Below are 12,166 nucleotides of genomic sequence, written 5' to 3' on the forward strand. Positions count from 1 at the left end.
GCCCTGGCCATGGCACTGGGCACCGCCACGCTGCTGGCGGGCTGCGCCAGCGCACCACGCACCACGCCCCCACCGCAGCTCGGCGCCGCCACACCCGCCACGCTGAAAAACTGCACCGCGCTGGCCCAGAGCCTTGCGCTGCCCGACACGCGCATCACCTCGGCAGAGATGGTGGCCGAGGGCCCGATCACCCTGCAGGGCAACACCACGCAGGCGCCCGCGCACTGCCTCGTCAAAGGCAAGATGAAAGAGCGCACCGGCCCCGTGGATAGCGCCAGCTACGCCATCGGTTTTGAGATCCGCATGCCCGTCCACTGGAACGGCCGCTTTCTGCACCAGGCCAACGGCGGGCTGGACGGCAGCGTGGTGACCGCACTCGGCGCGGTCAGCGGCGCCGCACCCGTGGCCCCCGGACTGGTGCAAGGCTTTGCCGTGCTCAGCTCTGACGCAGGCCACGGCGCACCCACGCCCTTCTTTGGGCTGGACCCCCAGGCCCGGCGCGACTACGGCTACCAGGCCGTGGGCACCCTCACACCCATGGCCAAAGACCTGATCAAAGGCGCCTACGGCAAGGGCCCCGACCGCTCGTACATTGCAGGCTGCTCCAACGGCGGGCGCCACGCCATGGTGGCCGCATCGCGCTATGCCGACCAGTACGACGGCGTGCTGGCGGGCAACCCCGGCTTCAGCCTGCCCAAGGCCGCCACGGCCCAGCTGTGGAAGGCCCAGCAATACGCCAAGGTGGCCACCAAGGACACCAACGGCCAGCCCGACCTGACCAAGGCCGTGAGCCCCGCCGAATTCCAGCTCATCGGCCGCAAGATTCTGGAGCGCTGCGACGCGCTGGACGGCGCCACCGACGGCCAGGTGAACGACGTGCAAGCCTGCCAGGCCGCGTTCAACCTGCAACGCGACGTGCCCACCTGCACCACTGCCAACAATGCCAACCCTGCGCGGGATGGATCGTGCATCTCTGCCGAGCAAAAGACCGTGCTGGCCAGCATCTTTGCCGGGCCCAAAAACAGCAAGGGCGAAGCCCTATACACCGGCACCTGGTTCGACCCCGGCGTGGCGGGCAGCAACTTTGCGTTCTGGCACTTCAACGCCCCCGCCACGCGCGACGCAGGCGCCGTGGCCTTCTTGTTCACCACACCGCCCTCCACCCTGGACGCCTTCAAGGCCACCACCGGCCTGCAGTACGCGCTGAACTTCAGCCTGGACGCGGACTACCCCAAGATGTTCGCCACCACGCCGGTCTACACCGAGTCATCCTGGTCGTACATGACGCCCCCCAACGCGGCTGACCTGAGCGCCCTGCGCAACCGGGGCGCCAAGATGATGGTCTACCACGGCGTGGCCGACGGCGTGTTCTCGCCCATCGACACCGCGAACTGGATGGACCGCGTGCAGGCAACCCACGGCGGCAAGGCCGACGACTTTGCCCGCCTGTACCTGGTGCCCGGCATGAACCACTGCTCCGGCGGCCCCGCCACCGACCAGTTCGACATGCTGGCCCCGCTGGTGGCGTGGGTGGAACAAGGCAAGGCGCCCGACAGCGTGACAGCGAACGCGCGTGGCGCAGGGGCCAAGGTGGTGAATGCCGATCTGCCTGCGAGCTGGTCTGCCAACCGGACACGGCCGCTGTGTGTGTACCCGAAGGTGGCGCGGTACAACGGGACGGGGGATGTGGAGAGTGCGAGCAGTTTTAGCTGTAAGTGATGGGGGATTGAAAGTGGAAAGCCCGGCTTGTGCCGGGCTTTTTCTTTGTGATGAGATCGATCTTGGAACCTGATTATTGAGGTCGCAGGCGCGCATTTGTTTGCCCCGGGGTTACTCACCAGCGAAGCCGTCCCCTTCGGCCGTGGCCATCATGCACAGCCGGAACACCAACGTCGTGCGCGACTAGCTTTCGGATCGTGGCCTCCACCCTTTCGGTGAACGTCACTTCACAGCTCAATCTGTCGCTTGAGCTTTCTCTGAAGTAGCAAAATCCACGCCTCAAAATCTTCGTACTCATCGGCTGTAATTTTGGCTGGCCAACTCAGCACAAAGGCGCGCCCGTCTGGCAACTTGTAGACATCATTGACGGTGTCTCCCATTTGGGATTGGGGCACCACTACCACCGAAGGCGCAGCAGGGGCCGCAGCCGCTTGCATTACCGTGCGGGGAGGAGCACTGCTCATGTCCGTCCCCTCTTCCTCCTCTTCTTCTTCTTCTTCCTCAAAAGCTACGCGCGGCCCCTGACCCTGAGCAGCCTCGCCAAGCACGCGCTGGGCTACCTCTACTAGTTCCATAGTTTCACGATACGTGCGAATGGGCGTATCGACAACGCTCTGAACAAACCCTCTCTTAAGCAGGAAAGCGCGTAAAAAATCATCGGACTTGGGAGGCTTATCGCCATACTCCGCCCGGAGTTCCGCAAAAAGCGATGGACGAAACGCTGCCCGCAGGATGGCAGTAGCGCGTTCGGTTGAGCTCTTGGGGTCAACGACGATAGTCAGACCATCCTTGCTGACCTTGAACTCACTATCGCCAACGCCTTCGATCAGCCCGTACTTCTTGAGAGCCGAAATCACCCCCTGCGATGCGCCGTTAAGCCCAGTGTATCCAAGCGCACTGGCAACGACCGCGGAGCTCGCCTTGTGTGTATGCGCCTTGTCGTAAAGCTTCGCGGTCAGATCGATGGCTCTGACCAAACTGATTTGCGGGTAGTTGGGGCTTCGCGCCTTGGTTGCCATATCGCGCTCCTTTTCAGTTGTGATGCGATATTTTCCATTTAACGCACGATAAGTCAATTTTTATCTAGGTCGTTGTTGCGTCAATTAAAGTGGAGCGCTATGATCCCGCCACCCCTCAAAGGTTTTAGAGGGTAAAAGCAAAGGCCCTCGTTGCGGATCGTTCTTGGCGGAAAGACGCTACGAGGGCCTTAGCAGGTGGGCGAGCAGCCCGAGCCTATTCAACCTAACCGCCGTCGAGACGGCAGAAAGGAGGTGAGTATGAATGACGCAACTGAAGCTGCCACTGCCGATCCCTGAGGGATATCAACTGGTTTTCCGTCCGTGGATTACCCTCAAGAACGGCACTAAGCTCTATGCGCGCCAGATCGGCAAGCGGGCATTCCCGCTTATCGTTCCGGTGAGCAAGTAAGCTCCGTACAGTCGGCTGCTCATCCAACTCTTATCTCCATGGGGATGGAGACCTAGAGTTTAGCCCCTGGTCGCCTTTGGCGCCAGGGGCTTTTTCACCTGTATAGGCGCCCAGAGGATGGCGATCCGGCGTCCAGTCAAACTGCCAGCAGGCGCCGTTTTCTCTGCGGTTTAGAACCTCCCGCTGATCAGAACGGCAACCCCACATAATTCTTCGCCAACGACCCCAGCGCCTTCTTTGACGAGAACAGATACGCCAGGTCAGTTTCCTGCAGCTTCTGGCCGTAGGCCGGCGACTCGGGGTAGGTGTGCAGCGTGGTCGTCATCCACCAAGAGAAGCACTGGGCCTTCCGCACGCAGGCCAAGGCTTTCTCGGGGTATTTGTCGAGCTGTGCCGTCGCCGTTTTTACTAACGGGCGACCATTGGCGTGATACAGGTAGGGAGAAGTCTGATGCCCCGCAGACCATCGCGAGGCATCAGCGGCCTACTCCGACGCGCCCGGCGTGCGTTCAGTCGGAATTGGCGATCTGCTTGCTTCGTTCTTCGCCTTCTTCCCTTGGTCGTAGTGCCACTTGATGGCGAAGAACATGCCGGTGCCGAACACGGCCACCTTGAAAACAATGAAGACTATCGGGACCCAATCCATCTTGGAGATTTTCCTGGCTGTTGATTGGCACTCACTACCGTGAAGTGCACTGCCTCAAAACGCTGCGTCAGCAGCTTCATCGTGTTCAAGCCATCGTCGAGCCTGACGCCGACACCATTGGGCAAATGATCTGAAAACTTGGTGTGATGCTATCGAGCCTGCCGCCTTGGCGTAAGCATCAGTTCTGCTTAAATTTCCCGTAGCAGATGGAGATCGCTTTGTAGGGCGACCGCCTGGGCATCAGCGCACCAGGTCCAGCATGTCCTTGATGACCACATGCCGAATGGCCCTCAGCAGGTGCGCTTCGGCGCCGCGCGTGGCCGCAGACGCTTTGCCCATCTGCGGCCAGTTGTCATGCTCGGCTTCCATGGCCTGGATCACGCTGTCAGCGGCCTGGGCGAGCTTGCCCGCCATGGCATCAATCTCCCGCTCAGCGGTTTTCTTGCCCAGCTTGAGGGCGACCCCTGTTTCAATCAGCCTGAGGCGGGTCACGTTGCTGAAGAAATGGGCGCCCACGATGGGCATGGCCAGCTTTTCGTCAGGCCACACAGCCTGCTCGTTGGCCATCGACTTGGTGTGGTACACGGCAGTGCACAGCAGGTCGTAGAAGGGCGCTACGCGCGTGCCTTCGTCATCGATCAAGAACGAAATGTTCTTGAGATGGCAGTCGGAGTTGCCAACGAGCGTGTTGAACAAGATCCAGCGAAACACGTCCAGGCGCGCAGCTGCCCTATTGCGGCACAGCTCAATCAGCTGCAGCAGCTTTTCGAAGGTAGCGCTGCGGTACTTGGCGTAAGCCATCTCGTTGAGGGACTGACAGCCATCGAGCGCGTGAATACGCTGTACGTCCCCACCCGGCGCCGTTGTCTTGCGGTCGAAGCGCTCAATGATGTAGACCGGCTCCGGGACATACAGGCGCCATACCTTGGGTACCTTGAGGCCCAAGGCGCCTGCTAGGCGCATCGTGAAAAGCTCATTCACCACGGAATGGGGGAATCCGTCGGCGGTGGAGTTGGGCTTGAGGATGTGGGTGGATGGGCTGCCTTTCAGGGGCTCCATCAGCCTGCCGGTGGCCGGGTCAAAGCTCACCACCATCTTGTGCTGCGCCCCGGCCAGCGACATGCGCTTGGGCGCCTGGTGGGTGAGAGACGCCCTGGGCAAATTGCGGATGCGTGCGGACAACGCCTCGCGGGTCAGCTCCATGGCCCCCTGGGGCGCATCCGGGGCTCCGGGCGGCTGCAGCACCAGGGCGCCTGCCGACTCCGACCCCAGCCGCGCCAGCAAGCCGAACGCATCTGCAGCCTCAACGCCCTCTTCTTTGACGATGACCTCGCGCAGCCGTTCTTCGGGCAACAGGTTGTCGAAAAACCATTGAACGGGCCGCAGCGTGGCGCCGTCCAGCAAAAGCTCAGGGCCGAGGGGCAGCGCCGGAGACAGCGCGAAGGGCCTGGGCTGCTGCAGCCAGCTTTCGGCGTACTGAAATCCCCACACGTTGTTCTGATCGAACAGCGAGCCAACCAGCTGACCGTTGATCTGGACTTGCAACTGTCGCTGGCTCATGGGTTGCCGTCCTCTTCGCCCTTGCGCTTGGCTGCGGCCCGCATCACCCCCTGCGACTGCTGAGCCTGTTGTTCAAAGGCGGCTTTCTTGGCGGCGAGTCGTGCGGCGTCGCTTTGCAATCTCTCGAAGGCTTCGTCGGGGATCTCCAGTTCCATGCGAATTCCCAGCTCGGCCAGCACCTGCAGCGCGCGGCCCATCTGCACCGTCTCTTTGCCGTGCTCCAGGTCGCGCAAGTAAACGTGGCTGACACCCACGCTGCCCGCCACGTCGTCTTGGCGCACACCACCGGCCTTGCGCACAGCGCGCACCACCTGGCCAAAGGCCGATACGCTCTGAATAGGGATTTTTTTCATAAATCGAAGCTTTGGTTTCGATTTTATGCTGCTGATGGATTGAAAGCAAGAAAACGAAAAGATCGTTGAGATTTCAGGGTGATGACGAGGTGCGGAGCCGGAATCGAAACAGTAGTTTCTATTTCAGCCCAGTCTTCCACTGCGTCACCCGGTGAAGAAGGCGTGTCGGGTTAAACGATCCGCGCACGCGAAAAAGGCTTGCAAGGGTGAATCCCAGTGCAAGCCTTTAACTGGTTGTTGTGCCTTCTATGAGGCACCCAGCAGCGCCGTCATCCCGGCGAGCAGCGCACCATGCGCGCTACCGGATGCTCAGAACGGCAACCCCACATAGTTCTCCGCCAGCGACCCCAGCGCCTTCTCCGACGAGAACAGATACGCCAGGTCCGTGTCCTGCAGCTTCTGGTCGTAGGCAATCGAATCCGGGAAGGTGTGCAGCATGGTCGTCATCCACCACGAGAAGCGCTGGGCCTTCCACACGCGGGCCAGGGCCTTTTCGGAATACTTGTCCAGGCCGGTGCTGTCGCCATCCTTGTAGTGCGCCACCATGGCGTGGTACAGGTAGTAGATGTCCGACGCAGCACTGTTCAGGCCCCGCGCGCCGGTGGGCGGCACGATGTGGGCGGCGTCGCCCGCCAGGAACAGGTTGCCGTAGCGCATGGGCTCGGCCACGAAGGAGCGCAGGGGGGCGATGGACTTTTCAATGGATGCGCCGGTGATGAGCTGCGCGGCCACCTCGGCGGGCAGGCGACGCTTGAGTTCAGCCCAGAAGGCTTCGTCAGACCAGTCTTCCACCGTGTCGGTCAGCGGCACCTGGATGTAGTAGCGGCTCAGCACCTGCGAGCGCAGCGAGCACAGCGCAAAGCCGCGTTCGTGCTTGGCGTAGATCAGCTCGGGCGAGACGGGCTTGGTGCGCGAGAGCACGCCCAGCCAGCCAAACGGATACACCTTCTCGTATTCCTTGAGCACGTCGCGCGGGATGGACTTGCGGCTCACGCCGTGAAAGCCGTCGGCGCCAATGACGAAGTCGCAGTCGATGCGCACCACCTCGTCGCCGCTGCGGTAGGTCACATACGGGTTGGCGCTTTTGAGGTCGTGCGGCTGCACGTCTTCGGCGTTGTGGATGACGATGCCCTTCATGCGGTCGCGCGCTTCGTAGAGGTCGCGCGTCAGCTCGGTCTGGCCGTAGACCACCACCGAGCTGCCGCCGCTGTACTTGTGCAAATCGACCCGGTCCATCTTGCCGTCGTGGGCAATGATGAAGCCGTCGTGGATCTCGCCTTCCTTGTCCATGCGCTCGCCGCACTGGGCCTCGCGCATGAGTGCGGCAAAGCCGTGCTCGAGCACGCCGGCGCGGATGCGGCCGAGCACGTATTCGCGGCTTTGGCGCTCCAGCACGATGGTGTCGATGCCCTTGAGGTGCAAGAGCTGCGAGAGCATGAGGCCCGAGGGGCCTCCGCCGATGATGCAAACCTGGGTTTTCATGGTGTCTCCTGGTGTGGTTGGTGTGTTCATGACATGGGTCAAACGGACCACCCAAAGATACGTGGCACAGTCGCCGCGTTGAATGGACGGATGGAGCCAGAACATGCACTTTTCGAACATGGCCGAGAACCACAGCAGCATTCAGTCGTACAGCCTGTTTGGCGAGTCGCAGCACCTGCCCGATGTGCTGCACTGCGAGACGATTGCCGCGCGATCGGTGCTGCACGACTGGGAACTGGCGCCGCACCGGCACACGCGGCTGCACCAGGTGCTGCTGATCGAATCGGGGGGCGGCGTGGCGCACCTGGATGGCGAGCAGCATGCGCTGGCCGCCGGTGCGCTCATCAACGTGCCGCCGGGCCATGTGCACGCGTTTCGGTTCACACAGCACACGCAGGGCTGGGTGGCCACGCTGGCCGATGAATTGATGGACGAGATTTTTGTGCGCGTGGGCGATGTGCGGCGCGACCTGGCGCGGCCCGCGGTGGTCAGCGCCAACCCACCCATCAGCCAGGCCATGGGGCAGATCTGGCAGGAGTTCTCGGGCCGCGCCAAAGCGCGTGCGCTGGTGCTGCGGGGCCTGAGCGCCACGCTGCTGGGCTGGGTGGCGCGGGCCATTGAGGACCACAGCCCGGACGACACACCCGCGCCAGAATCAAGCTTGGTGCAGCGGCTTGAAGCCTTGATCGAAGCGCATTTTCTGGAGCACTGGCAGGTGGCGGACTATGCACGGGCGCTGTCGGTGTCTCCCACGCACCTGAGCCGCGTGGCGCGCGCCACCACCGGGGTATCGGCGCTGCGGCTGATTGAGGCGCGCCTGATGCGCGAGGCGCGGCGCAACCTGGCCTACACCCACCTGGGCGTGGCCACCATTGCCTACACGCTGGGCTATGCCGACCCGGCGTACTTCACCCGCGCCTTCACGCGCGATGCGGGCCTGTCGCCCCGCAGCTTCCGGGCGCAGGTGGCGGCGTCAAAGCCGGGCCGCAGCGCGTGACCCCGATGACACGCTGCTGACACTCCGCTGTCAGTAGCCCCCGCACACCATCGAGGCTTCTTTTTCACTGACACACACAAGGAGCCTTTGCATGAAAAACGCCATCACCTGGTTTGAAATCCCCACCACCCAGCTCGACCGCGCCCAGGCCTTTTACGAGGCCGTGCTGGGCCAGGCCCTGCGCCGCGAGAACATGGGGCCCAGCGAAGGCGCCGTGTTTCCCTACGACGGCGCTGCAGACGGCGTGGGCGGCGCGCTGATGATGGGCCCGACGGCACCGCAGGTATCGGGCAGCGGCACACTGGTATACCTGGACGCGTCGCCCTCGCTCGACGCCGCGCTGGAGCGCGCGGTGGCCCAGGGCGGCCAGGTGGCACTGCCGCGCCAGGCATTGCCACCGGGCATGGGGTTTTTCGCGCACATCCATGACCTGGATGGCAACCGCGTGGGTTTGCACGCACTTTCTTGAAGAAGGGACAACCGCATGGAAACACAAGAACTGCACCGGGGCCGGCTGATTGACCACATCCAGCTCGTCGTGCGCGATCTGGCGGCCAGCCAGGCTTTCTACACAGCCGCGCTCGGCGCCCTGCAGGTGCCGATGGGTGGCGCGGATGAGGGCTATTTCTGGGCGGACGAGCTGTTTGTGTCGTCCGCCGACAGCCTCGCTGCGCAAGGCCACCTGACCGGCCGCACGCACCTGGCCTTTCAGGCGCAGGACCGGGCGATGGTGGATGCCTTCTACCAAGCCGCGCTGGCCCATGGCGGCACCGACAACGGTGCTCCGGGTGAGCGCGCCTACCACCCCGGCTACTACGCGGCGTTTGTGCTGGACCCGGATGGGAACAACATCGAGGCCGTGTTCCATGGCGACGCGCAGCGCAGTGCGGCGTCGGTGAAGATCACGTTCTGAGGGGTGGATCAGCCCGCCTCCGGGCGGGCCAGGCCGCGCAGCGGGATGGGCGTGGAGAACACGATGGACGTGCGTGTTTCGCCATAGCCGTTGATGTCGCCCAGAAAGCGCTCCAGATCGGGCAGGTCGCGCGCCACGACCTGCATCACGTACGAGTCGTTGCCGCTGACATGGTGGCATTCGAGCACCTGGGGCGACTGACGCAGCTTGTCGATCAGCGCCTTCTTGCCGGGCTGCGGCACGTTGATGCCGACCACCGCCCGCACGCCATAGCCGACCTTGGCGGGGTCGATGTCGGCATGCACGCCGCGCACCACGCCCGCCTCTTGCAGGCGGCGCAGGCGCTCCAGCGTGGCGGGCACCGACAGGCCCACGGCCTCGGCCAGTTCCTTGAGCGAGGCGCGGCCATCGGCCTGCAGCGCGCTGATCAAGCGCCAGGCTTTGTCATCGACTTCCATAAAAGCCTTTATCGGTTGGCACAGAAAAAAACGAAACCCAATTCTGGATTCGCCGAATTTTCTGCATTCTCCACCGCCAGCCATCGCCCTAGCATCGGTGCATGGACTTGACTTCAATCACCGTGTTTCTGCAAGCCGCCGTCATCGGCGTGCTCATCGCGGCCCCTGTGGGCCCCATTGGCCTTTTGACCATGCAACGCACCCTGGAGCGGGGCCTGGCGGCCGGGCTGGCCACCGGCCTCGGCGCCGCTGCGGCCGATGCGGTGTATGGCGCCGTGGGCGCCTTCAGCGTGCGCTGGCTCATCGACGGGCTGACGCAGGCCAAGACGCCGCTGGCGCTGGGGGGCGGCGCACTGCTGCTGGTGCTGGCCTGGCGCACCTGGCACGCGCCCGTGGCCCACACCGCCGCCCCGGCGCGCGATGCGCGGGGCCTGCTGGGCCTGGCGGCCGGCACGTTTGCGCTGACGCTGGCCAACCCGGCCACCATCGTGTCTTTCATCGCGGTGTTCGGGTCGCTGGGCGGCGGCCGGCCAAGCCTGCCGTCGCCGCTGTGGATGGTGGCGGGCGTGCTGGTGGGCTCTGCCGCCTGGTGGCTGCTGCTGACCGGAGCGATTGCCTACCAGCGGCAGCGCTTTACGCCCGCCTGGCGCCAGCGCATCAACCGGGCATCCGCCCTGCTGCTGGGCGGGTTTGCGTTGTGGCAGTGGGGGCAACTGGTCTGAGTACCCCTGCGGTGCTGACTGAGATGCTGCAAAGGTACTGACACTGCGGTGTCAGCAGCGCGCCCGCACCATCGGTGGCTTCTTTGACCCGGAGCTTTTTTCATGACCGACGCCGTGCTGCAACACCCCCTCTGGCCGGATGCCGAGCCTGCGCGCAGCGACATGCCTGTGTCGGCAGCGACCCCCGCAGCCACCACGCGCCGCAACTGGATCGCCGTGGCCTGCGCCCAGCACGCCCGCCGGGGCTGCGCCACGCCTGGCGCTGGTTACATGCAGGTGTGCCATGGCAAGGTGGCGCCGCTGCAGCGCATACGGCCCGGCGACCGCGTGGCGTACTACGCGCCCACCATCACGATGGGTGGCAAGGACCGGCTGCAGGCGTTTGTTTCCATCGGCATCGTGCAGTCGGGCGCGCCGTATGCGTTTGACATGGGCGGCGGGTTTGTGCCGTCGCGGCGGGACGTGGCCTATGTGCCTGCGCGTGAGGCGGCGATTGCGCCGCTGCTGGACGCGCTGGAGTTCGTGACCGACCGCCAGCGCTGGGGCAGCAAGTTCCGCTTTGGGTTGTTTGCCGTGAGCGACCGCGACATGCGCCTCATTGCACAAGCGATGGAGGCAGATGCTGCCTTGCTGCATTGGGCATAGCGGCACGCCAACGGACGGCAAACACTGACCGCCCTCCCGAAGGGGCGACGTGGGGCTGGCAGCTGCCGACGCAGCCCCTCAACACACGGCCATCAACGCATCCACAACCCTTCGTTGGGCCGCGCTCAGTGCGGCATAGCCTTCGCGCATCATGCGCAGCACGATCACGTGGATTTCCATTTCGGCATTGGGCATGGTGTTCTCCTTGGAGGAAGTCTTCTTCGGCCACCGAGCAGGCGGGCCGAGGGATCACGGTGCATGTTGCAGGCCCGCAGACCCACCAGCACCCTGGCCTGCCCCACCATGGACCAGGCCCCATGCCACTGTGCCAACGTGGCACGGGGGCAATGCGGCGATGTGAGGGGAAATGGCGGCGCTGTTTATGTCCCACGGGGCCATCGATGGCCCACAGGCGCGGCAGTGCCAGGCTGCCTTCAGCTTCAATCACTCCTGTTTTTATAGCTGTCAGCGCTTATTCATCAAGCGCTAGCGGCCAAAAACACTAAAAATCAAGGATGCGCAGGCCCTGCCCGCACACGCGCCAGCGCCTCGGGCACATCACGCCACGCAGGGCGGCCCGGCGCGTAGCGCTGGCGCATGTAGCCCGCCAGCTCGGTGATCTGCGCGTCGCTGAGCGCGTGGCCAAAGCCGGGCATGAAGCCGATGTCCCGCGCGGCGGGCTCGCGGATGCCGTGCACGATGACCTGCAGCAGGTTGTCGGGCCGGTCGCTGTGCAGGTTGCTGTTCAGCGCCAGGGGCACGTTCACGCCCAGCAGGCGCGGGCCGTCGCCGTCGTGGTGGCAGGCGGCGCAGGCGCCGTCGAACAGGCGCTGGGCCTGGCCGGGCTGCGGGGCCAGCGCGGCGGCCTGGGCCACGGCGGTTTGGGCGCGCTGCTGCGGGTCAGACACAGGCTGGGTGGCTGGCTGGGTAGCCGCTTCCGTAGCGGTGAACGAGGCCAGGTAGCCCGCCATGGCGCGGATGTCGTCGTCGGGCAGGTGCGCCAGCTCGCGCACCACGGGTGCCATGGGGCCGGAGGCGCTGCCGTGTTGCGGACTGTGGCCGTGGCGCAGGTAGCCATACAGCGCATCGGCCGTCCAGGGCACGGGCGCCTTCGACAGGCCCGTGAGCGCAGGCGCCTCCCAGCCATCAACCATGGCGCCTGAGAGGAACGCCGCCCCGCCCAACTCGGCCCCCAGCGCATTGCGCGGCGTGTGGCAGGCGCCGCAGTGGCCCACGCCCTGCA

At 64.4% G+C, this 12,166-nt stretch carries 15 protein-coding genes; 7 read left to right on the top strand and 8 right to left on the bottom strand.

Going from position 1 to position 12,166, the window contains the following annotated elements; genetic code table 11:
* Window positions 1-9: 9 nt before the first annotated feature.
* Window positions 10-1,719, top strand: a complete 1,710-nt coding sequence (locus NFX52_RS26760) for a tannase/feruloyl esterase family alpha/beta hydrolase (RefSeq protein WP_252635895.1) — start codon at window positions 10-12, stop codon at window positions 1,717-1,719.
* Between the two features lie 227 nt (window positions 1,720-1,946).
* Here the strand turns inward: NFX52_RS26760 and NFX52_RS26765 are convergent, their stop codons facing one another.
* Entirely contained in the window at window positions 1,947-2,738 is a 792-nt protein-coding gene (locus tag NFX52_RS26765) for a hypothetical protein (RefSeq protein WP_055399774.1), read from the bottom strand.
* Between the two features lie 262 nt (window positions 2,739-3,000).
* Here NFX52_RS26765 and NFX52_RS26770 point away from each other — a divergent pair, with 262 nt between their 5' ends.
* The gene (locus tag NFX52_RS26770) at window positions 3,001-3,147 is read left to right on the top strand and encodes a hypothetical protein (protein ID WP_202907197.1); all 147 of its coding nucleotides are present in this window, start codon (window positions 3,001-3,003) and stop codon (window positions 3,145-3,147) included.
* A gap of 187 nt (window positions 3,148-3,334) precedes the next feature.
* Here the strand turns inward: NFX52_RS26770 and NFX52_RS26775 are convergent, their stop codons facing one another.
* The 5 genes from NFX52_RS26775 to pobA form a co-directional block, all read right to left on the bottom strand.
* Entirely contained in the window at window positions 3,335-3,511 is a 177-nt protein-coding gene (locus NFX52_RS26775) for a 4-hydroxybenzoate 3-monooxygenase (protein WP_252635893.1), read from the bottom strand.
* A gap of 120 nt (window positions 3,512-3,631) precedes the next feature.
* Window positions 3,632-3,793 (bottom strand): hypothetical protein, encoded by a 162-nt coding sequence (locus tag NFX52_RS26780; protein ID WP_202907196.1) that lies wholly within the window; start codon window positions 3,791-3,793, stop codon window positions 3,632-3,634.
* A 240-nt stretch (window positions 3,794-4,033) separates the two neighbouring features.
* A complete protein-coding gene (locus tag NFX52_RS26785; RefSeq protein WP_055399769.1) occupies window positions 4,034-5,353 on the bottom strand; it encodes a HipA domain-containing protein in 1,320 nt (439 codons plus the stop codon).
* Window positions 5,350-5,706: a helix-turn-helix domain-containing protein gene (locus NFX52_RS26790; protein WP_082437518.1), complete on the bottom strand. Its 357-nt coding sequence runs from the start codon at window positions 5,704-5,706 to the stop codon at window positions 5,350-5,352. Before NFX52_RS26790 ends, NFX52_RS26785 begins: the two co-directional genes overlap by 4 nt.
* Window positions 5,707-6,015: 309 nt before the next feature.
* Window positions 6,016-7,188 (bottom strand): 4-hydroxybenzoate 3-monooxygenase, encoded by a 1,173-nt coding sequence (gene pobA, locus NFX52_RS26795; RefSeq protein ID WP_055399767.1) that lies wholly within the window; start codon window positions 7,186-7,188, stop codon window positions 6,016-6,018.
* 103 nt (window positions 7,189-7,291) lie between these two features.
* Between pobA and NFX52_RS26800 the strand changes: the two genes are divergently transcribed.
* The 3 genes from NFX52_RS26800 (at window position 7,292) to NFX52_RS26810 (ending at window position 9,098) form a co-directional block, all read left to right on the top strand.
* Window positions 7,292-8,185: a helix-turn-helix domain-containing protein gene (locus tag NFX52_RS26800; RefSeq protein ID WP_082437517.1), complete on the top strand. Its 894-nt coding sequence runs from the start codon at window positions 7,292-7,294 to the stop codon at window positions 8,183-8,185.
* 91 nt (window positions 8,186-8,276) lie between these two features.
* Window positions 8,277-8,654, top strand: coding sequence for a VOC family protein (locus NFX52_RS26805; protein WP_055399763.1), 378 nt, complete (start codon window positions 8,277-8,279; stop codon window positions 8,652-8,654).
* A gap of 15 nt (window positions 8,655-8,669) precedes the next feature.
* Window positions 8,670-9,098 (top strand): VOC family protein, encoded by a 429-nt coding sequence (locus NFX52_RS26810; protein WP_055399761.1) that lies wholly within the window; start codon window positions 8,670-8,672, stop codon window positions 9,096-9,098.
* 8 nt (window positions 9,099-9,106) lie between these two features.
* Here the strand turns inward: NFX52_RS26810 and NFX52_RS26815 are convergent, their stop codons facing one another.
* Complete coding sequence (locus tag NFX52_RS26815) at window positions 9,107-9,556, bottom strand: Lrp/AsnC family transcriptional regulator (RefSeq protein WP_015012065.1); 450 nt, start codon at window positions 9,554-9,556, stop codon at window positions 9,107-9,109.
* 101 nt (window positions 9,557-9,657) lie between these two features.
* Here NFX52_RS26815 and NFX52_RS26820 point away from each other — a divergent pair, with 101 nt between their 5' ends.
* Both NFX52_RS26820 and NFX52_RS26825 read left to right on the top strand, forming a co-directional pair.
* A complete protein-coding gene (locus NFX52_RS26820; protein WP_055399759.1) occupies window positions 9,658-10,278 on the top strand; it encodes a LysE family translocator in 621 nt (206 codons plus the stop codon).
* A 102-nt stretch (window positions 10,279-10,380) separates the two neighbouring features.
* Complete coding sequence (locus NFX52_RS26825; protein ID WP_082437516.1) at window positions 10,381-10,923, top strand: EVE domain-containing protein; 543 nt, start codon at window positions 10,381-10,383, stop codon at window positions 10,921-10,923.
* A 509-nt stretch (window positions 10,924-11,432) separates the two neighbouring features.
* Here the strand turns inward: NFX52_RS26825 and NFX52_RS26830 are convergent.
* Window positions 11,433-12,166: c-type cytochrome (locus tag NFX52_RS26830; protein WP_252635894.1), on the bottom strand; the 734-nt coding region annotated here is incomplete at its 5' end.

Origin of the sequence: Acidovorax facilis, from assembly GCF_023913775.1 — a bacterium.
Taxonomy (GTDB): domain Bacteria; phylum Pseudomonadota; class Gammaproteobacteria; order Burkholderiales; family Burkholderiaceae_C; genus Acidovorax; species Acidovorax facilis.